The organism is Ideonella lacteola (assembly GCF_038066555.1).
In the GTDB taxonomy this organism is placed as follows: domain Bacteria; phylum Pseudomonadota; class Gammaproteobacteria; order Burkholderiales; family Burkholderiaceae_C; genus Ideonella; species Ideonella lacteola.
The window spans coordinates 394,493-413,851 of sequence record NZ_JBBUTG010000001.1 but is presented as its reverse complement, the minus strand read 5'-3'; the positions used below and the strand labels follow the sequence as shown (position 1 = coordinate 413,851).

Genomic DNA, 19,359 nt, shown 5'->3' with positions numbered 1-19,359 from the left:
ATGCCACGCAATAACGAACTGCCTTCCTACGAGTCCCTGCTGGAGTTTCAGGAGGTGTACTTGCGCGCCGTCGCACTCGCCTGGACCGACAAGGTCTTCAAGAAGGAATTCCTGGAAGATCCCGCCGGCTGCCTGCAAAACTACTTCGGCTATTCGGTGCCGTGGAACGTCGACCTGAAGGTCGTCGAGCCACAGGGCCCCGAGTTCGGCTGGAACCCTCAGAGCAAGAGCTGGACGCTGCCGCGCATGAAGGCGACGTTCGGCCTGCCGATCGCCCCGAAGATCGAAGAGCAACTGGTCGCGTTCGCCGCCTACAACGACGCCGGCCCGACCTACCTCTTCACCTGCTGCTGAGCGATGAGGCCGCCGCACGACATCGAGGCGGCCGAGAACCCGGTGCCCCAGTGGCAAGCCGGCCTCGCCGTCGCCCTGATTGATGAACGCACCGTGCTGATGCACGGGGAGCATCGTCGTGTCGTGCTGCGCGGCCACGAGGTGGCCGCGGTCGCGGCCCTGATCGATGGCCGGCGCAATGCGGAGCAGATCGCCAGCGCATTGCCGCCACCGTTCAGCCGGCTCGAAGTCGACTATGTGCTGCAGATGCTGCAGCAAGGTGGGCATCTCGCCCCACCGGCCAACGCGCCCGCCGCCCAGGCCGTTGCGGCGTCACCGATCGTGGCGCTCAACGCGATCGGCATCGCCGCGGGTCCCCTGAAGCTCGCCCTGGAAGCCGCGGGCCTGCGCCTGGCCTCGCCGGGGGCCGGCGCGCCAGCGTTCGATGTGCTGGCCTGTGCCGATTTGCTCGATCCGCGCGTGGCCGAACAACTCGCCGTGGCGCGGGTGTTGGGCCGCCCCGTGCTGCTGGCCCGCCCCGCTGGCGCGCAGCCCACGATCGGCCCTTGGATTGATGCGAGCGCAGGGCCTTGCGCCGATTGCCTGTTGCACGCTGTGGCCTGGAACCGCCCGGCCCAGCGATTCGTGCAGCAGCGGCTGGGCCGGCCCTTCACCATGCCCGCGCCGGCCGACGAAGCCACCGTGGCCACCTGCGCCGCCTGGCTCGCACAAGCCGCCCGGCAGGCTGCGGCCGGCGATCGCCAGTTGCGATCCGCGATGCTGGCCTTCGACCCGCGCAGCCTGCAGTCCATCCGTCATCTCGTGCGGCAGCGGCCGCAGTGCCCCACGTGTGGCCAACCGGGCTGGATGGCCGCCCAAGCCGAGCGCCCGGTGCCATTGCAGGCCCAGCCCGCGCGTGAGCGCACCGATGGCGGCCACCGCACGCGCACGCCCGAAGAAACGCTGCAGGCCCTGCGCCCACTCGTCAGCCCGCTGACGGGCGCCGTGCAGTACCTTCACCCCATGCCGGGCCGCCACACCGGGCGCCGACAGGTGTTCGTCAGCGGCTACCCCGTCTGCCCGCAAACCTGGCCCGCCGACAACGGCTTCGACAAAATCTGCGCCGGCAAGGGCCGCACCGCCGCGCAAGCCCAGGCCAGCGCGCTGTGCGAAGCCATCGAGCGCGCCAGCGGCGTGTGGCAGGGCGACGAAGCCATGCGCATCGCCACCCGCCGCGAGCTGGGCGAGGTCGCCATCGGGTTCGACACCTTGCAGAACTTCAGCGCCCAGCAGTTCGCGCAGCGCGAGCGCATCAACGCCGCCACCCAAGACCGCCGCCGTCAGGTGCCCCTGCCCTTCGACGACGACGCAGCCGTCGCCTGGACACCGGCCTGGCCGCTGGCCGGCGGTGAGCGGCACTGGGTGCCGCTGGCGTACTGCTACGCCGAGACGCCAGCCGCGTTCGGCGCCGACTACGGCATCCACAACCCGAACGGCAGTGCCGCCGGCAACGTCTTTGAAGAAGCGGTGTTGCAAGGGCTGCTGGAACTCATCGAGCGCGATGCCACCGCCATCTGGTGGTACCAGCGCGCCCGCCGTCCCGCCATCGACCTGGACGGCATCGACGACGCCTTCGTGCAGAGCCTGCATGCGGACTACGCCCAGACGGGCTGGCAAGTGCAGGTGCTCGATCTCACGCACGACCTGGGCATTCCTGTCTACGCGGCGGTGGCACATCACACTGAAGCCGATCGCCACGCGATAGGCTTCGGCTGCCACCTTCAAGGCAGCATCGCCCTCAGCCGCGCGCTGACCGAGCTGAACCAGCTGATGGATTCGCGCGACGATGCCCCACCGCCTTGGGATCGCCGGTTGCTGCCCGAAGCGCTTTTCCTGGAGGGCCACGGTACCGTCACCGCCGCACTGCCGCGACTGTCCGGCGGGAACGATCTGCTCGAAGACATCGACGTGTGCCGGCAGCGCTTGGCCGGCGCCGGGCTCTCGGCCCTGGTGGTCAACAAGACACGCCCGGATTTCGGCCTGAGCGTGGCCCAGGTCATCGTGCCCGGCCTGCGCCACTTCTGGCCGCGTTTCGGCCCCGGCCGCCTGTATGACGTGCCTGCCGCCCTCGGCTGGCAACCCTGCGCGGCGGACGACGCCGGCCTGAACCCCGCGCCCCTGTTCCTCTGAGCTGCCGGCCCGGCCGCGCACTTCGCCGCGGTGCCGCGGGGCCCTGCTATCCGCCAACCAGCCGTTACCAATTCGGAGGCGCAGCCGCGTCCGTTCGTTGATCTCTCATGAAAAACGATATAAACTGTATATACCGTTTTAAAGGAGAGACCATGAACGATCAAGCCGCAGCCAAGACCGACCTCGAAGGCGCCTCCGTCGATGTCGACCTGAACACCGAGAAGGCCGAGGGCAAGGAAGGCAAGACGCCCAAGACCAAGCTGGTGCGCGACAGCTTCACCATTCCCAAGGCCGAGTACGCCACGCTGAACGAACTGCGCCAGCGCTCCACCCGCCTGGCACAACCGGCCAAGAAGAGCGAGCTGCTGCGTGCGGGCATCGAGCTGCTCAAGGGCTTGTCGGACGACGCGTTCCTCGCCGCCCTCGCCGCCGTGCCCAACCTGAAGACCGGCCGCCCCAAAAAGGACGGCGAAGAGTCCGGCGAGCCCGCCGTCAAGACGGGCCGCAAGATCATCGACAAGATCGCGCAGCGCCCCACCCGCGGCGGCAAGACCGCCGCCAAGGCCGAGGGTGAAACCGGCACCGCGAAGCCGGCCAAGAGCCCGGCCCGCAAGGCAGCCAAGGCCACCCGCCAAGCCGCCGCGGCCAAGGCCCCCGGCGCCAAGGCCAAAGCCGGCAAGGCGGCCAACAAGGCTGGCGCGAAAGCGGGCAAGGCCGCCAAGGCCCAGCGCGCCGCCCGCCAGGCCCGAGAAGAGGGCGAAGAAGAGTCCTGATCACGGCATCGGCCTCGAGAGCCCCGGGTTCACCCCTGGCCGCTTTAGGGTCAGCCGCCTAGCTGCTGCCAGCGCCCTCCGGTACGCTGCACCGCCGGTCCTTTCTGGAGGTGCAGCGTGAACCAAGACATCGAAGAACACCTGCGCGTCACGCTCGAGCAGCAGCGTGCCGCGTTCTCGTCAGAGCCCTTTCCCACCCTGGCGATTCGGCGCGACCGGCTCGCCCGCGTGCGCGCGATGACGGCGCAACACGCTCAGGCCCTGGCCGAGGCGGTGTCGCAGGATTTCGAGAATCGTGCCCACCAGGAGACGATGCTCACCGAGGTGTTCACCGTGCAATCGGCCGCGCGCCATGCGATGCGCCACCTGCCCGGCTGGATGAAGACACGCCGCGTGCCCACCGCCATGCATTTCTGGCCGGCACGCAACCGCCTGCTGCGGCAACCGCTGGGCGTGGTGGGCGTGGTCTCGCCCTGGAACTACCCGTACTACCTCGCCATGGCCCCGGCCGTGGCCGCACTGGCCGCTGGCAACCGCGTGCTGATCAAGCCGTCGGAGCTCACGCCCGCCACCAGCGAACTGATGGCCCGCATGGTGCGCGAGAACTTCGCCCCCGAGGAAATGCAGGTCGTGGTGGGCGATGCCGATGTCGGCCGCGCGTTCACCTCGCTGCCGTTTGACCACCTGTTCTTCACCGGCTCCACCGCCGTGGGCCGCATCGTGGCGCAGGCGGCGGCCAAGAACCTGACGCCGGTCACGCTGGAGCTCGGCGGCAAGTCACCCGCATTCATCGACCGCAGCGCCGACCTCTCGCTCACGGCCGAACGGTTGGCGTTCGGCAAGCTGCTGAACGCCGGCCAGACCTGCGTCGCGCCCGACTACGTGCTGGCCCCTCGCGAGATGGTGGCGCCCCTGGTCGAAGCCCTGCTGGCCCGCATGCGTGCGATGTACCCGAGCCTGGCAGGCAATGCCGACTACACCAGCATCGTCTCGCCCCGCCACCACGCCCGGCTGCAGGCACTGCTCGACGATGCCCGTGCCAAGGGCGCCCGACTGGTGCCCACCCACACCGAAACCGCCGGTGGACGCAAGCTCGTGCCCCACCTGGTGCTCGACGCCACCGAGCAGATGACGGTGATGCAAGAAGAGATCTTCGGCCCGCTGCTGCCGATCATGGCGTACGACAACGCGAACGAGGCGGTGGACTTCATCCGCCGCCACGATCGGCCTCTCGCGCTGTACTGGTTCGGCCGCGATGACCAGGCCCAGCGGCAGGTGATGGAGCGCACCCACGCCGGCGGCGTGACAGTGAACGACTGCATCTGGCACCTCGGCCAGGAAGAACAGCCCTTCGGCGGCGTGGGCGCGAGCGGCATCGGCGCCTACCATGGCGAGTGGGGCTTTCGCACCTTCAGCAAAGAGAAGCCCATCTTCGAACAGAGCCGCTTCGCCGGCACCAAGCTGTTCTACCCGCCCTACGGCGCCACCTTCAACCACCTCTTGGGTGCCCTGAAGAAGATCGCGGGCTGAAGGCATGCCCGTGGAATCCAAGCGCCCAGAGGCGTCGTATTCGAAAGCACCGGCCTGATGTTCATGGGCCGGCCCCCACAAGGGCCAGCCCTGGCATCGCATCGCCTGCCTGCGCCGGCCCTTGCACACCCATCTCAGTGTCAAGGAGCTTTCGATGTCAAACCTCTCATCGGCCCGCCTCTGCGCTGCGGCCCTGTTGGCGGCAGTTGCCACCGTTCATGCCGAACCCATCTCCACCGGCGCCCGTGTCTGCAAGGAGCCGATCTTCACCACCACCACCGTCACATCGTTCGGAACCGCCAAGAACGCCTTCGGTGGCCCAGCAGTGGCGCACTTCACCGTCAAGCGTTCGTACACCTTTGACGGCAACTATGTCGATGTGTTGGTGCAGGACTCGTCCTCCTACTACTTCAATGCCACCTCAGGCACCCGACCCGATCTCGTGCCAGGCTGGTTCAAGGTTTGCGCGCGCAACAACACGACCAGCACCATCTTTGTCGACATGTCGCTGAGCGGCTACTGACCCCGCCCGCTGTCCGCGGCCGCGCTGGCGTGGTGCACCGCGCTGCCCGGCCGCACGAGGCTCGCCGAGCCGTTCGCTTCCATGAACGGCAAGGGCGCACCCCAATTCGGAAATGGCTCAGATGGCGTTTCGATCGCGGGCTCACAGCCCCTCGCAGCCGCCCTGCCTACAATGCGCGCCCTTTGCCGCTGTTTTGAATTTCGCGCGCCCATGGACATCGTCGTCAACGAAGAACTCAAGGCCTACATCGATCCATTGACGCCCGAAGAGTACGAATCGCTGGAACGCAGCCTCCTCACCGAAGGCTGCCGCGACGCGCTGGTGCTGTGGGGCAATGTGCTGGTCGACGGGCACAACCGCTACGGCATCTGCCGCAAGCACAACCTGCCGTTCCAGACGGTGCAGAACCCCCGATTCCAGTCGATCGAGGACGTGCACCTGTGGATGATCGACCAGCACCTGGGCCGGCGCAGCATCTCGGACTTCCAACGCGGCGTGCTCGCGCTGCGCAAGCGCGAGATCGTGGCCGAGCGGCGTGCTCGCCAATCGCCCGAAGCGCCCGCCCCGGCCACGGCCGATCCATCGGCCAGTGTCGTCGCGGTGCCGACGCCGGCCGCCGATCCGCTCGACACCCGCCAAGCCATCGCCAAGGCAGCCCGCATCAGCAACAACCAGGTCGTGCTGATCGAGAAGATCCACAAGCAGGCCGCGCCCGAATTGGTGGCCGCCGTCAAGGCCGGCACCATTTCGATCAACGCCGCGGCAGCCGTGGCCACCTTGCCCGCCGAAGAACAAGTCGCCGCCGCCAGCGCAGGCGCCGATGAGCTGAAGCAGGTTGCCAAGCGAGTGCGTGAGTCGAAAAAGAAGTCTGCGCCGGCTACGACGAGCGCCGGAGCCACGCATGCCGCCACCGACATGCCAACGACAGCCCGAACCGCCGTCGAGCTGGCCGATGCTGGCGCCTCATTGCCTGGAACTGCTCCTTGGGAGACCGGCGAAACAAGCGACTCCATCAACGCGCTGCGGGAACGCGTGGCCATCCTGACCGCAGAGAACGAAGCACTGCGCGCCGAGGTAGCCGAACTCAAGGCCCAACTCGCCGAGGCGTGAGATGCCCAGTGGCGACCTGGCCGAGGCAGCCTCACCCCTTCCAGGTGAATGGAAAGGCCACCTGCTTCAGGAAGCCGTCCGGCACGTAGTCACCCAGCACTCCGTAGCGCTCGGGCCAGGGCCGGTCGGATTGGACCGCTGTGCCGAACAGGTGATCTAGGAAGGCGAAGTGGGCCGCATAGTTGCGGTCCAGCGCCTCCTGGTCTTGCGAATGGTGCCAGTGGTGGAAGTTCGGCGTGACGATCAGGTAGCGCAGCGGCCCCAGACGCACGCTGACGTTGGCGTGGTTGAACACCGCCTGGAAGCCGACCACGATGATGTAGGCATCGATCACGTCCTTGCTGAAGCCCAGCAGGTAGATCGGCGCCAGAACCATTGTGCGGGTGATCAGCAGTTCCAGGATGTGCTGGCGCGAGCCTGCCAGCCAATCCATGCTCTTCACGCTGTGGTGCACGGCATGCAGACGCCACAGCACCGGGATCTCGTGGTACGCGCGGTGCGTCCAGTACTGCACCAGGTCGGCCACCAGGATGATCAGGAACAAGGCCACCCAGAAGTTCAACTGCTGCACCCAGCCGCGCACCCCATCGTTGGAGGCCCAGCCGAACAGCTTGTGCACCAGCAGGTTGGTGGCCAGCAGCACGAAGCCCACCAGCATGTGGTTGACGATGAAGTGGTGGAAGTCGGTCTGCCACTCTGCGCGGAACACCGGCTGATCCTTGCGCAAAGCAAACAGCTTTTCGATGAAGATGAAGATCAGCGTCGAGCCCAGCAGGTCGAGAATGAACCAGTCCAGACCGATGTAGGGCGTGTGGTCGGGGAAATCGCTGTCGACGGGTACCTTGTGTCCACCCAGCGCCAGCGACAGGCCGATCAGCGCGAACGACGCGAAGGCCAGCCAGCGCACCCGCCCGCGGATGACGTTGAACAGCGCGATCGAACCCGACAAGACCAGCGACCAGAACAGCAGCTTGCGGATCAGCTCGACGCTGTAAGACTGCCGCAACTGCGGCGTCGTCAGGTACTCGGGCCAATGGAAGGCCAGCACGCCCAGGAAACACAGGATCGCCAAGCTCAGCGCGATCACACCGGAGACCATGCCCTTGCCCGGCTGCAAAGCGCCGTGCGACTGGCTCAGCCGGTTCAGTTTGTCGAGTTCATCCATGTTTCCCCCTCTTCGGCCCCTCCGGCCTGTGTGCTTCGGTCGCGCGTCCGACGATATGTCTTGCATCGCGCGGCGATTATCCGGGCCCGATGCCCGACAGCACTCACCACATTGGGGGAGTTGACGCGCCTGCCGGATGGCCATTTCAGCTATCAACCCCGGCCTCCAAAGCTTGCCCCCGCCAAGGCCGCCGCGTCGTCCAGAGGGCCGCCATCCCCTGTTTGCTGGGATTTAACCCCGCCCAGCCACGCCGACCGTAGAACGCTGGTCACTCATCGTTTTCGGAGGTCTTCATGGGTCAAGCTCATCCCTCGGGCGCGTTGCGCCCCGCCGCCCGTCGCCGCTTCATGTCGGCCTGCGGGCTCGCCGCCGCGGCAATGCTCACCACCGGGTGCACGCCGGCGGTCTGGGCCGTGGGACACAAGGTCGACGTCGAGGTGATCGACCGCGAGACGGGCGAGACACTGCCCGTCTACCCGTTCCGAGACCAACGCTACATCGCCGGCCGGCCCGGTTCGCGCTACGCCATCCGCGTCACCAACCGAACGGGTGAGCGGGTGATGGCGGTGATGTCGGTCGACGGGGTGAACATCATCTCGGGTCAGACCGCCTCGTGGAGCCAGAGCGGCTATGTGCTTTCGCCGTGGCAGAGCTACGAGATCACCGGCTGGCGCAAGAGCAACCAGGAAGTAGCCGCCTTCGAATTCACCGCCCTGCCCGACTCTTATGCGGCACAGACGGGCCGCCCCCACGACGTCGGCGTGATCGGCGTCGCGGTCTTCACCGAGCGCGTCCGATGGCAGCCCCCCAGCCCGCCGGCGGCACCGCCAAGGGGAGAACTGCGCGAGGAATCGCGCCGTGCCGATGCCGAAAGCTCGGCACGCGACGCCCCATCGGAGGCGCCGGCCACGGGTGCTGCGCGCGCCTTGCCCAAGTCCGCAGCGCCTGCCGCGGCGCCAGCACCCGCCCCCGCGGAGCGATTGGGCACGGGCCACGGTGCGCGCGAGACCTCGTATGTGACGAACACCGAATTCGAGCGCCAGACCGCCCGCCCGGTGGAGGTGGTGAGCCTGCGCTATGACCGCCAAGAAAACCTGGCCCGCGCGGGCATCATCCCCACGCTTGGCTGGGCGCAGTCGTCGCCGCGCCCCTTCCCCCGATCCAGCACCGAACCCGGCTTCGTGCCGGACCCGCCCTCACGGTGAGTCGGACGGGCACGGTTCTCCGCGAACCGATTGCCGAAACTTCCACGGCGATGTACCGAGCAATTCCATACCGCCTTCAGCGCGCCACGACGCGACCTTCATAACCTGAGGGTGGTGATGACAAGCCTCCAACGTGCATGTTTGGCGAAGGGGCCCCCGTTATCACCTCAACCATCAATCTCAGGAGAAATGCAATGAAAATCAACCAGCTGACCCATGCGCTGTTGGTGGCGGGACTGTTGATCACCACGGCCACCACGGCCTCGGCTGCACGCCAGCGCGGCGGCACCGACCCTGCGCCGAATGCCGCTGAAGTCGAGGCGGTATCGATCGCACCGGCCATCACCTGCCCGGCCGGGTTCTACTCGGTGGGCGCCACGCTGTGCATGACCGGCGCCCTCGGCCCGACCTCATTCGCCAACGCCATGGCGTATTGCCAGGCGATCGGCGGCTCGGTGGCGGGCTATGGTGCGTGGCGCTATCGCGTGCTCTACGGAGACGGCATCGCCGCACCCGTGGGCTGGTGGTTGGGCCCCATCACGGCCGACGACAACGCGCTGTTCGTGAACTCGGGCGACGTGGGCAACTTCGACGGCGAAGGCAGCCGCTTCGACAGCCGCTACTACGCCTGCTCCAAGGGCTGAGGCAACTGCTTCGGCCGAAAGGGCCCCTCGGGGCCCTTTTGTCGTTCATGCCTCAGCATGCTGCAGGGCCACGAAGCGGTAGCCGAAGCCTGTCAGCGTGCGCACATACCGGTGCGGCTGGCTGCGATCGTCCAACGCCAGCCGCACATCCTTGATCGTGCTGGCGAGGGTCTCGTCACTGATGATGCGCGGCGACCAGACCACCTCGCACAGCTCATCCTTGGGCACCGCCCGCGGGCTCTGCTCGATCAGATAACGCAAGCACTCGTAGGCCTTGCGGCGCAGCGGCACTTCATGATTCTCTCGAAACAAGGCCCGGCGCAGGGTGCACAGGCGAAACTCCCCGAAGACATGGATCACGATGGCCTCACGATGGACAGGGGCGAGCCGGTCTGCAGGCTCTGGCTGGTGGCCTGTGACGCTTAAATCGGAAGCGGCTGCCGACGCGATACGGCACGCACTGCGGCGTTGCGAATGCTCGCGATGCCACGAGGCATCGCTGTGCTTCGCGCCTGGCATTGCATACCGTCTCGCACCGTCCTCCACTCCCATTTAAACGTGACAGGCCACGAGTGGGCGAATACAGGCCGCGGGCCGCGCGGTGCATCGGGCCTGGCCGATGAAGCCTTCCCAGGCCGGCCGCGTCGCGTACCGTCCAACGCTCATCGATGCGGCCACGAGACGCCGCGGCGATGGACACACCCGCAGCAGTGAAACACGTTCAGGCCGCATCGCCTGTTCGCCACCTTGACCGACAGTGTGCTGACATCCGCCGGCACGCGCATCCTCTCGGTTGGTGAGCGCCCGCACGGCATCGGGTGAAGGGGTTTCAACTGTTACCGGACGCAGGCACCCAGGGGCAGTTTTCTTCAAGCGATCGACCCACCGGCCGCCTAGAGTCGCATACCGTTCAACGACGAAGGGAGAGCACCATGTTCAAGCACGCTGCCGCAAAGATGGCCGCAAGAATGGCCACACAGATGGCCGCCCTGGCCGCGGCCCTGTGTATCGCCACGCCGGCCGCCGCGCAGCCACCCGAGTCGTGGGCCGGCTGGCGCGTGGACGGCCCGCGCATCGTCGATGCCGCCGGCAAGAATGTGGTGATGAAAGGCTTCGGCGTCGGCGAATGGACGAACGTCGAGGCCTACATGATCGAGTGGCCCGACGGAGACGGCAAATACCTCTGGTACTACGGCGACACGCGCATCCACGAGACGCTCGCCGACATGATGAGCCCTTCGGCCTATGAGCGCTACTGGCAGTCCTGGAAGCGCAACATCATGACGGAAGACGACTTCGCGCGCATGCAGCGATGGGGCGTCAACACCTTGCGCATTTCCGTCAACCACCACTGGCTGTCACCGGCTGATGGGGTCTACCTGCAAAGCGGCTGGGACTGGCTCGATCAGATGATCGGCTGGGCGCGTGCCCACGACATCCATGTGGTGATCTGCCTGCATGCGGCGCCCGGAGCGCAAAGCAACGAGCTGATGTCCGACACGGTCGACGGCGTGCCCCACCTGTGGACGGAGCCGGATGTCTACCAACCGTGGACGATACGGCTGTGGCAGGCCATCGCGCAGCGCTATGCGCAAGACACCACCGTGGCCGGCTACGAGTTGCTCGATGAACCGATCGTCAGCAAGTCCAAGCCACGCAGTGGCGGTGACAAGCTGCGGGCGTTCTACGTCAAGCTCAGCGCCGCAATCCGCGAGGTGGACACGAACCACATCCTCTTCGCGTGCGGCACAGAGTGGTGCGGCTCGCCGGCGGCCATGCGCACCATCCTGCCGCCGTGGGACGACAACATGGCCCTGGTCTTCCACAAGTACTGGGACAAGAACAACCAGGACTCGATCCAGGGTTACCTCGACATCCGCGACAAGCACAACGTGCCGCTGTGGAACGCCGAGACTGGCGAGAACAGCAATGCGTGGGCGCAAGGCATGGTCGACCTGCTCGACACCCACAACATCGGCTGGGCGTGGTGGACCTACAAGAAGGTCAACAACAACACCCAGCCGTGCAAGGTGCGCGAGCCGGCGGGCTACGGCAAGGTGCTGTCGTATGTCGAGGGCCAGGGCCCCAAGCCCTCGACGGACACCGCCGACCGCATCATGCTCGACCTGGTCGACAACACGGCCACCTCACGGTGCGTGTGGAACGACGGGCTGCTGCAGGCCTTGTTCAACACACACCACTGAGGCCACCTTCAGGCATTGACCATCGCCATGCCCGCAGCCGGGTAGCGCTCGCCCGCCACCGGGTGCTGAGCCAACAGCCGTTCGAGCGCCTGCCAGGAGGCGTCCGCCAGCATGAGGTGGGCAGCGCCGGCGTTCTCGTCCAACCGCTCGATGCGTCGGGTACCCGGAATCGGCACGATGTCTTCGCCCTGGCGCAGCAGCCACGCCAGCGCGAGTTGGGCCGAGGTGGCCCCCTCGGCGGCCGCCAGCGTGGCCACGGCGTCAGCGAGGGCCAGGTTGCGCGCCAGGTTGTCGCCCTGGAAGCGCGGGTTCTGCCGGCGCCAATCCTGCGCATCCAAGGCGTCGGGCGATCGGAACTGCCCCGCCAGAAAGCCGCGTCCCAGCGGCGAATAGGGCACCAGGCCGATCCCCAGTTCACGGCAAGTCGGCAGGATCTGCGCCTCGACGTCCCGAGTCCACAGCGAGTACTCGGTCTGCAGGGCGGCGATGGGGTGAACCGCAGCGGCACGGCGAATGGTCTGGGCACTGGCCTCCGACAGGCCGAGGTGGCGCACCTTGCCGGCCTTCACCAGATCGGCCATGGCACCCACCGTGTCCTCGATCGGCACCTGGCGGTCGACCCGGTGCTGGTAGTACAGGTCGATGTGGTCAACCCCCAGGCGCTGCAGGCTGGCATCGCACGCGGCCTTCACATACTCGGGCCGGCCATCCACCCGCACGAAGGTGCCGTCTTCCAGGCGTACGTTGCCGAACTTGGTGGCAAGCACGACCTCATCGCGCCGCTGCTTCAACACCGTGGCGAGCAGCCGCTCATTGGCACCCACGCCATACATGTCGGCGGTGTCGAGGAAGTTGATCCCCCTGTCGAGGGCATGGTTCAGCACGGCGATCGACCGGCCGTCTTCGGCGGCGCCGTAGAAGTCGGACATGCCCATGCAGCCCAACCCAATGGCCGAGACCCGAAGGTCTCCTTGTCCGAGACGACGATGTGGAAATGGGGTCTTGTTCATGTGCAGTCTCCTGAGGAACGTGGTGAAGGCGCATCGCAGCGCAGACAAGCATGAGCGTAGGCGCCGCGCCCCGCGAGGCGATAGCCGATTGCTCGGCCATGCTTGCCTGTTCGTCCAGAACCGATCGGCCGCCCGGGTCTGCCCGGCGGTGGCGCGCCACAATCGGCCGCATGGCCGACATTGCCACCGATGACGCCGTGCCGCTGCACGCGAGCGATCCCCACGCCCCCGCCTTCGATCACCGGCATCAGGCCGAGATGAAGGCCATCGCGCTGCGCTTCGCACCGCGGGCGGGGTCCCACGACACGCCGATCCGCGGCTTGCACATCATCCGCGCCGATGCGCCTGGCGAGCGACTGCCGGTGGTCTACGAACCCGGCGTGGTGGTCGTGCTGCAGGGCCGCAAGCAGGCCCGGCTCGGACAGGAAGTGCTGCAGTACGACCCGCTGCACCACCTGGTCGTGTCGATGACCATGCTGCCCACCAGCCAGGTGACCGAAGCTTCGTCCGAAGCGCCTTACCTGTGCCTGCGTCTGGCTGCCGACACCCAAGACCTCGCCGCGCTGGTGCTGGAAGCGGGGGCGGTCTCGCGCTCACCATCGAGCCCGCCGCTCGAACGCGGTCTGCAGGTGGCCCCCAGCTCGCCCGAATTGCTGGATGCGGTCTGGCGGCTGCTGAAGCTGCTGGACAAGCCAGCCGACGTGTCGGTGCTGGCACCGCTGGCCTGGCGCGAGATCTTCTACCGCGTGCTGACGGGAGAGCTTGGCCCTCGACTGCGGGCCCTCGCGGTGGCTGAGAGCCACGCCCAACGCATCGCCCGGGCGATCGATCTGCTCAAGCGGCGGTTCGCCGAACCCTTGCGAATCGACGAGGTGGCCGAGGCCGCGCACATGAGCACCTCCAGCCTGCACCAGCACTTCAAACAGTTCACCTCGATGTCGCCGCTGCAGTATCAAAAGCAGTTGCGCCTGCACCATGCGCGCCAGTTGATGATGGCCGAGGGTGTCGACGCGGCCGCAGCGGCCCACCGTGTGGGCTATGAAAGCCCCTCGCAGTTCAGCCGCGAGTACCGGCGCCTGTTCGGCGCGCCGCCACGCACCGAAGTCCAGCGGGCCCGCGGCGCCGCCGCCAACGCCTGATCGTCCGAATGAAGCTGCAACTCGACCACATTACTGTCGCCGCCCTCGATCTCGCCGAGGGCGTGGCCTGGGCCCAAGAGCGCCTGGGCGTGGCCATACCGCCGGGGGGCGTGCACCCGCTGATGGGCACACACAACCACCTGATGCGGCTCGGCGAGGGCCTGTTCCTGGAAGTGATCGCGCCGCAAGCGGACACGCGACCCGGCCGCCCTCGATGGTTCGCTCTGGACAGCCCTGCCGCGCGGGCCGAACTGTCGCGCTCGCCCCGGTTGTGGACGTGGGTGGCCGGCTGCTCCTCGCTCCACGCAGCCTTGGGCGAGGTGGCGGGCGCGGCCGGCCCGGCGGTGCAGGTGAGCCGCGGCACGCTGACCTGGCGGATCGGTGTGTCAGACGATGGCGCCATGCCGTTCGATGGCGCATTCCCCACGTTGATCGAATGGCCCGAGGGCCCGCACCCCTCCGGCCGCATGGCCGATGCGGGCTGCACGCTGCGCCGGCTGACCATCCAGCACCCGCGCGCCGAGCAACTCGCGGGGCAACTGGCACCGCATCTGGCCGACCCTCGCGTGGTTGTCGAGCCGGGCGATCGCTGCCGGCTGACGGCCGAACTCGACACACCGCAAGGCCCTCGCACGCTTTGACGAGGCACGGGCCGCGAGCCCTGCGAGAACGGCTCTCACGGCCCTGCAGGGGCCCCACAGACGCCGTTTGAAGGCATTCAACGCCGCTTTTCGAGCGACTGCCGCATGGCCCGTCCGCTCACCATAGGAGGCGAAAACGACTGTCTTCGACTGTGCCCACCCTCCACCTCCGTCGCCCCGCCGTAGCCGGCTGGATCGCTTGCGTTCCGCAGGCCGCGCATGTTCGCTTCGCCCTGGTTGAACCGGGCGAGCGCCCGGTCGTGCGGTGGCTGCACAGCGAGGCCGGCCGCTCATCCGCCCTGGTGCTGCGGCGTGCCCGGCGCTCGGTGCCGTGGGGCCGCTGGGCCAGTGTGGCGCTTCTGGAGCGCAGCCAATACCAGCTGGTGCAGGCCGAAGCGCCCGACATGCCGCGCCACGAGTGGCGCGATGCCCTGCGCTGGCGCCTGAAAGACCAGATCGAATTCCCGGTGGATGGCGCCGCCATCGACCTGCTGCCCATGCCGGCCCAGGCCGGCCCACGCAACCAGCGCACCGTCATCGCGGTGGCGGCCCCCGGCCCCGCCCGTGATGCCCTGCGAAGCGATGGCGACGACACCGGCTGGTCGTGGCACGCCATCGATGTGGCCGAAACAGCCCTGCGCAACCTGGGTGCGCTGCTGGCCTCGCCACACCGCGGCCATGCCCTGCTGCACCTGGGCGACACCCACGCGCTGCTGGTCATCACGGTGGCGGGCGCGCTGCTGCTGTCGCGACAGATCGAAGTGCCACGCGCCCAGTTGGCCGATGCCAACGACGAGACACGCCAACAAGCGATGGAGCGCGCGGGGCTCGAACTGCAGCGCACGCTCGACAGTTTCGACCGCGTCTTCACCCAGGTGAGCCTGGAACGGCTGGACGTGCTGCCCGGCCCCGGTGCCGAGCCCTTTGCCGATTTCGTGCGCGAGCTGCTCTACGTGCCGGTGCTGGTGGCGCGCATCCAGGAAAAGCTCGACCTCTCTCGTCTGCCGGCCGACGTCGACCTGAGCGACCACTGGGTGGCGATCGGTGCGGCGCTGCGGCCCGTGGCCGAGCCCAAAGCCGCCGCCGAGAGCCCGATCGAGGCGCCGAGCACCGAGCCCTCGCGCCAGCCCGATCTGAACCTCGACCCCCCGTCGCTGCGCCCCGCACCTCAGCCCTGGCGGGCCAGCCAGGCCCTGTGGTCGCTGGCGGGCGCGCTGGCCGGCTGCTGGGCCCTGGGCCAGGGGCTGGACACCTGGGCCCAGCACCGCCAACACCGCGCCGACGCGATCGCACAGGTGCTGCCCATGCAACGGGCGCAGTTGGAAGCCCGCGACCCTGGCGGCGCCGAGGCCATCCAGCGCCTGGCCGCCGAACGCACCCGCCTGCAGAACCTGGAGGCCGATCAACGCCGGCTTCGCGCCCAGATCGACGATCACCTGCAGCGCGGCAGCACCGGCTACACGCCCTACTTCATGGCGCTGTCGCGCCAGAGCCAGGCCTCGGTCTGGATCACCGGCTTCAGCGTGGCCCCGCAAAGCGGCGCGATCGAGATCGAAGGCCGCATGACCGACCCCGCAGCGCTGCCTGGCTACCTGCAGCGGCTGAATCAGGAAGGCAGCTTCAAGGGCCGCCAGTTCGCCCGTCTGCAGCTCGCGCAGGACGACGGTCTCACGGCCTTCACCCTCGCCGGCGTGGGGGCCGCCACGCCCCCGGGAGCGAAGTGATGAACTGGCAGGATCACCTGTTCGAGCTGAACCGCAAGCTGCGCGCCCAGGCCCGCCGTTTCGACGCACGGCCTAAGCGAGAGCGCCTCATGATGCTGCTGGCCGCCGTGGCGCTGCTGCTGCTCGCGGGTGACCGCTTCTGGCTCGCACCGGCCTTCAAGCACTTCAACACCGCCTCGACGGCGCTGGCCGCGGCGAAGGCCGACCAGCAGGTGCTGGCCGAAGAATCCGAGCGCCGCCGCGTGGTGGGCGAATCCCAGCGCCGCGAGCTGGACGCCGACATCGCCCAATGGCGCCAACGCACCCAGCAAGGCGCCAAGGCCCTGCTCGACACCCAAGCCGGGCTGATCGGGCCCGACCGCATGGTGGCCCTGCTGGAACAAATGCTGCCCAAGGGCGGCGCGGTGAAGGTCATCGGTCTGAAGACCCTGCCGCCGCAGGACGCTCGGCTGCCCCTGCCTGCCGCGACCACGCCCCGCCCGGCCGTCGCCTTGTTGCCCACTGCCGCAGCGTCGGCCGCGCCGGCCCTGGCGACCACGCTGGCGGCACCGGCGCCCTCAGCGGCCGCCGTGAATCCCGCTGTGAATCCCGGGGTACTACCGGCGGTCGTGCCCGCCCCTGCCGATGGCGCACCGCTGTACCGCCATGGGGTGGAGATCACGGTCGAGGGCCAGTACGCCGATCTGATGGGCTACCTCTCCGCACTCGAAGGCCTGCCGGGCCCGCGCCTGCTGTGGGGCGGCATCAAGCTGAAGGTCGAGAAACACCCCACCGTGCAGCTCAGCCTCACGGTCTACACGCTGAGCCTCGACCAGGCCTGGCTGGAGCTGTGACGATGACACGCTGGTTCGCCAGACGCCCCCTGCCGCCCGGTGCCTGCACCCGGCCCCTCGGCCGGAGCCTGCCCACCTGCCTCTCAGTCGCGCTGCCGGGTCTGTGGCTGGCACTCATGCTCGGCCTGGCCGTCACGCCCGGGCCGGCCCAAGCGCAAGCCGCCTCCGCCACAGCGACGGCCTGGGCCGACCCCACCCGGCCCCCCGCCGCCGCCGCTGAAGCCGGCTCGGCACCGCGCTCGGCCCACGCCGCTGGTGCTGCCTCGGCCCCGCCCGCCGCGGCCCCGCAGCTGCAGTCGCTGCAGGTCGGCACCAACGGCCAGGCCAGCGCGCTGGTGGATGGCCGCTTCGTGCAGGCCGGCGACGCCATCGGCGCCGCGCGAGTGATCACCATCGACGCCGAAGGCCTCACGCTGCGCGACGGCCAGGGCCACACGCAACGCCTGCTGCTGATTTCCGCAGCCATTGCCAAGCGCGACGGCGGCCCGGCGATGCCGACCACGGCTTCGTCCCAACGAACACCTGCTGCCGCGCCCACCCGGGCCGACGGCACCGAATCGCGGCCACGAGCGGCCGTTCTGACCTCCGGCGCTGCAACAACGGCCGGCACCCTTGGTCGCGGCGGACGCGAAGGACAACGCCCATGAACTGCACCTCTTCCCCGATCGCGGGCCACGGCCCTGTCAACCGGCTGTGGCGTCGCCTGCCGGCCCTGGCCGCCAGCCTGGTCCTGGGCACCAGCGCGTGGGCGGCGGACCCGGGCCGCTTCGACCTCTCGGTCAACAACGCCCCGGCCGCGCAGGTCTTCATGCAGATCGGCAGCGGCACGCCGTACAGCATGCTGGTGACCCCCGAGGTGGCCGGCAACATCACCGTGACGCTGAAGAACGTGACGGTGGTCGAGGCGCTGGAGTCGCTGCGCGACCTCTACGGCTACGACTTCAAGGTCAACGGCACGCGGGTGCTGGTGCTGCCCAACACCGTGCAGTCGCGCCTGTTCAAGATCAACTACCTGCCTGGCCGCCGTCAAGGCGCTTCGGACCTGCGGGTCAACACCGGCTCGGCGTCGATGGCCGTCACCGGCAGCACCGGCACCAATGGCAGCACCGGGAGCAACAGCTCCAGCTCCTCGCAGAACAACTCGGGGCCGCAAGGCAACGGCCGGGTGGACAACAGCGCCCAGGTGCGCACCACCAGCGACGCCGATTTCTGGGCTGAAGTTCAGGCATCGCTGAATGCACTCATCGGCAGCACCAATGGTCGTGGGGTGGTGATGAACCCCGCTGCCGGCGTGATCGTCGTCAAGGCCACCCCCAGCGAGCTTCAGCAGGTCGAAAAGTACCTCAGCGCCATCCAGCTCTCGGTCGAACGCCAGGTGATGCTGGAAGCCAAGATCATCGAGGTGCAGCTGTCGAAAGACGCTCAAGCCGGCATCAACTGGGGCGGCTTCGGTCGCGTGCTGGGTGACAAGCTGGCCGGCTCGTTCGGCGTGGTCGGCGCCGGCATCACGCTCGGCACCACCGGCGCGCTCACCTCCGGCGACGTGGGCAGCACGCCCGCCAGCAACATCAGCACCAGCGCCACCGGACGCGGCTTCTACGGCCTGGCCTTGCAGTCGCCCAACTTCGCCGCGCTGATCAACTTCCTGCAGACGCAAGGCGATGTGTCGGTGCTGTCCAGCCCGCGCGTGGCCACGCTGAACAACCAGAAGGCCGTGCTCAAGGTGGGCAGCGACGAGATGTTCGTCACCGGGCTGCAGACCACCACCACCACGGCCGGCAATTCGGCCGTCTCTTCGCCCACGTTGACGCTGACGCCGTTCTTCTCCGGCATCGTGCTGGATGTGACCCCGCAGATCGACGACACCGGCGCGGTCATCCTGCACGTGCACCCCGCCATCAGCAACGTGGCCGAGAAAACCAAGGCGATCGACCTGGGCTCGCTCGGCAACTTCCGGCTGCCTCTGGCCGCCTCGACGGTGAACGAGACCGACAGCATCGTGCGCATCGGCGATGGCCAGATCGTGGCCATCGGCGGTCTGATGATCCACCAGAGCGCCAATTCGCGCAGCGGCGTGCCGGGCCTGTCCGAAGCGCCGGTCGTGGGCGGTCTGTTCCGGCAGACCAGCGATGTCAGCACGAAGCGCGAACTGGTCATCCTCATCAAGCCCACGGTGATCCAGGGCGACGGTGCGAACTGGCCCGAGGCTCCCACGGCGCAGGCAGCACCGGCCGTGACCAGCACCCCGCTGGCCCAGCTGGACGCCCACGCCGCCGGCCGCCTCGCGATGCCCGGCTCCAGCCTGAAGCTGGACAGCACCCTCACCCACTGACGA

At 68.1% G+C, this 19,359-nt stretch carries 18 protein-coding genes; 15 read left to right on the top strand and 3 right to left on the bottom strand.

The window, feature by feature from the left end; translation table 11 throughout:
- The 6 genes from AACH06_RS01715 (at position 1) to AACH06_RS01690 (ending at position 6,459) form a co-directional block, all read left to right on the top strand.
- Positions 1-354 carry a BMA_0021/BMA_0022 family TOMM bacteriocin gene (locus tag AACH06_RS01715; RefSeq protein ID WP_341423861.1) on the top strand — a complete coding sequence of 118 codons (354 nt, stop codon included), beginning with the start codon at positions 1-3 and terminating at the stop codon, positions 352-354.
- A gap of 3 nt (positions 355-357) precedes the next feature.
- Positions 358-2,523, top strand: a complete 2,166-nt coding sequence (locus tag AACH06_RS01710) for a TOMM precursor leader peptide-binding protein (RefSeq protein ID WP_341423860.1) — start codon at positions 358-360, stop codon at positions 2,521-2,523.
- Between the two features lie 152 nt (positions 2,524-2,675).
- Positions 2,676-3,296, top strand: coding sequence for a hypothetical protein (locus AACH06_RS01705; protein ID WP_341423859.1), 621 nt, complete (start codon positions 2,676-2,678; stop codon positions 3,294-3,296).
- A 117-nt stretch (positions 3,297-3,413) separates the two neighbouring features.
- Positions 3,414-4,826, top strand: coding sequence for a coniferyl aldehyde dehydrogenase (locus AACH06_RS01700; protein WP_341423858.1), 1,413 nt, complete (start codon positions 3,414-3,416; stop codon positions 4,824-4,826).
- 154 nt (positions 4,827-4,980) lie between these two features.
- Positions 4,981-5,349 (top strand): hypothetical protein, encoded by a 369-nt coding sequence (locus AACH06_RS01695; RefSeq protein ID WP_341423857.1) that lies wholly within the window; start codon positions 4,981-4,983, stop codon positions 5,347-5,349.
- A gap of 210 nt (positions 5,350-5,559) precedes the next feature.
- On the top strand, positions 5,560-6,459 hold the full coding sequence (locus AACH06_RS01690) for a plasmid replication/partition related protein (protein ID WP_341423856.1): 900 nt from the start codon (positions 5,560-5,562) through the stop codon (positions 6,457-6,459).
- Between the two features lie 31 nt (positions 6,460-6,490).
- Here AACH06_RS01690 and AACH06_RS01685 read toward each other — a convergent pair whose 3' ends face one another.
- Entirely contained in the window at positions 6,491-7,624 is a 1,134-nt protein-coding gene (locus tag AACH06_RS01685; RefSeq protein ID WP_341423855.1) for a sterol desaturase family protein, read from the bottom strand.
- Between the two features lie 293 nt (positions 7,625-7,917).
- Between AACH06_RS01685 and AACH06_RS01680 the strand changes: the two genes are divergently transcribed.
- Positions 7,918-8,829, top strand: coding sequence for a hypothetical protein (locus AACH06_RS01680; RefSeq protein ID WP_341423854.1), 912 nt, complete (start codon positions 7,918-7,920; stop codon positions 8,827-8,829).
- A 194-nt stretch (positions 8,830-9,023) separates the two neighbouring features.
- Complete coding sequence (locus tag AACH06_RS01675; protein ID WP_341423853.1) at positions 9,024-9,473, top strand: hypothetical protein; 450 nt, start codon at positions 9,024-9,026, stop codon at positions 9,471-9,473.
- 45 nt (positions 9,474-9,518) lie between these two features.
- Here AACH06_RS01675 and AACH06_RS01670 read toward each other — a convergent pair whose 3' ends face one another.
- Complete coding sequence (locus AACH06_RS01670; RefSeq protein ID WP_341423852.1) at positions 9,519-9,833, bottom strand: winged helix-turn-helix domain-containing protein; 315 nt, start codon at positions 9,831-9,833, stop codon at positions 9,519-9,521.
- A gap of 572 nt (positions 9,834-10,405) precedes the next feature.
- Here AACH06_RS01670 and AACH06_RS01665 point away from each other — a divergent pair.
- On the top strand, positions 10,406-11,677 hold the full coding sequence (locus tag AACH06_RS01665) for a glycoside hydrolase family 5 protein (RefSeq protein ID WP_341423851.1): 1,272 nt from the start codon (positions 10,406-10,408) through the stop codon (positions 11,675-11,677).
- Between the two features lie 8 nt (positions 11,678-11,685).
- Here the strand turns inward: AACH06_RS01665 and AACH06_RS01660 are convergent, their stop codons facing one another.
- On the bottom strand, positions 11,686-12,687 hold the full coding sequence (locus tag AACH06_RS01660; RefSeq protein WP_341423850.1) for an aldo/keto reductase: 1,002 nt from the start codon (positions 12,685-12,687) through the stop codon (positions 11,686-11,688).
- A 170-nt stretch (positions 12,688-12,857) separates the two neighbouring features.
- On the opposite strand from AACH06_RS01660, the gene AACH06_RS01655 reads away from it, so the two are divergent.
- The 6 genes from AACH06_RS01655 to mshL all read left to right on the top strand — a co-directional run bounded on the left by AACH06_RS01655 (position 12,858) and on the right by mshL (position 19,356).
- A complete protein-coding gene (locus tag AACH06_RS01655) occupies positions 12,858-13,826 on the top strand; it encodes an AraC family transcriptional regulator (RefSeq protein ID WP_341423849.1) in 969 nt (322 codons plus the stop codon).
- 8 nt (positions 13,827-13,834) lie between these two features.
- Positions 13,835-14,467, top strand: coding sequence for a VOC family protein (locus AACH06_RS01650; RefSeq protein WP_341423848.1), 633 nt, complete (start codon positions 13,835-13,837; stop codon positions 14,465-14,467).
- Positions 14,468-14,619: 152 nt separating this feature from the next.
- Positions 14,620-16,191, top strand: a complete 1,572-nt coding sequence (locus AACH06_RS01645; RefSeq protein ID WP_341423847.1) for a PilN domain-containing protein — start codon at positions 14,620-14,622, stop codon at positions 16,189-16,191.
- A complete protein-coding gene (locus AACH06_RS01640) occupies positions 16,191-17,024 on the top strand; it encodes a hypothetical protein (protein WP_341423846.1) in 834 nt (277 codons plus the stop codon). Before AACH06_RS01645 ends, AACH06_RS01640 begins: the two co-directional genes overlap by 1 nt.
- 2 nt (positions 17,025-17,026) lie before the next feature.
- Positions 17,027-17,671: a hypothetical protein gene (locus AACH06_RS01635; protein ID WP_341423845.1), complete on the top strand. Its 645-nt coding sequence runs from the start codon at positions 17,027-17,029 to the stop codon at positions 17,669-17,671.
- Positions 17,668-19,356: a pilus (MSHA type) biogenesis protein MshL gene (mshL, locus tag AACH06_RS01630; RefSeq protein ID WP_341423844.1), complete on the top strand. Its 1,689-nt coding sequence runs from the start codon at positions 17,668-17,670 to the stop codon at positions 19,354-19,356. The genes AACH06_RS01635 and mshL overlap by 4 nt, the downstream gene beginning before the upstream one ends.
- Positions 19,357-19,359 lie beyond the last annotated feature (3 nt).

Coding starts and splice junctions, on each gene's coding strand:
- AACH06_RS01675 (WP_341423853.1), top strand. CDS start 9,024: ATGAAAATCAACCAGCTGACCCATGCGCTGTTGGTGGCGGGACTGTTG.
- AACH06_RS01690 (WP_341423856.1), top strand. CDS start 5,560: ATGGACATCGTCGTCAACGAAGAACTCAAGGCCTACATCGATCCATTG.
- AACH06_RS01705 (WP_341423859.1), top strand. CDS start 2,676: ATGAACGATCAAGCCGCAGCCAAGACCGACCTCGAAGGCGCCTCCGTC.
- AACH06_RS01685 (WP_341423855.1), bottom strand. CDS start 7,624: ATGGATGAACTCGACAAACTGAACCGGCTGAGCCAGTCGCACGGCGCT.
- mshL (WP_341423844.1), top strand. CDS start 17,668: ATGAACTGCACCTCTTCCCCGATCGCGGGCCACGGCCCTGTCAACCGG.
- AACH06_RS01635 (WP_341423845.1), top strand. CDS start 17,027: ATGACACGCTGGTTCGCCAGACGCCCCCTGCCGCCCGGTGCCTGCACC.
- AACH06_RS01650 (WP_341423848.1), top strand. CDS start 13,835: ATGAAGCTGCAACTCGACCACATTACTGTCGCCGCCCTCGATCTCGCC.
- AACH06_RS01665 (WP_341423851.1), top strand. CDS start 10,406: ATGTTCAAGCACGCTGCCGCAAAGATGGCCGCAAGAATGGCCACACAG.
- AACH06_RS01710 (WP_341423860.1), top strand. CDS start 358: ATGAGGCCGCCGCACGACATCGAGGCGGCCGAGAACCCGGTGCCCCAG.
- AACH06_RS01655 (WP_341423849.1), top strand. CDS start 12,858: ATGGCCGACATTGCCACCGATGACGCCGTGCCGCTGCACGCGAGCGAT.
- AACH06_RS01715 (WP_341423861.1), top strand. CDS start 1: ATGCCACGCAATAACGAACTGCCTTCCTACGAGTCCCTGCTGGAGTTT.
- AACH06_RS01640 (WP_341423846.1), top strand. CDS start 16,191: ATGAACTGGCAGGATCACCTGTTCGAGCTGAACCGCAAGCTGCGCGCC.
- AACH06_RS01680 (WP_341423854.1), top strand. CDS start 7,918: ATGGGTCAAGCTCATCCCTCGGGCGCGTTGCGCCCCGCCGCCCGTCGC.
- AACH06_RS01660 (WP_341423850.1), bottom strand. CDS start 12,687: ATGAACAAGACCCCATTTCCACATCGTCGTCTCGGACAAGGAGACCTT.
- AACH06_RS01695 (WP_341423857.1), top strand. CDS start 4,981: ATGTCAAACCTCTCATCGGCCCGCCTCTGCGCTGCGGCCCTGTTGGCG.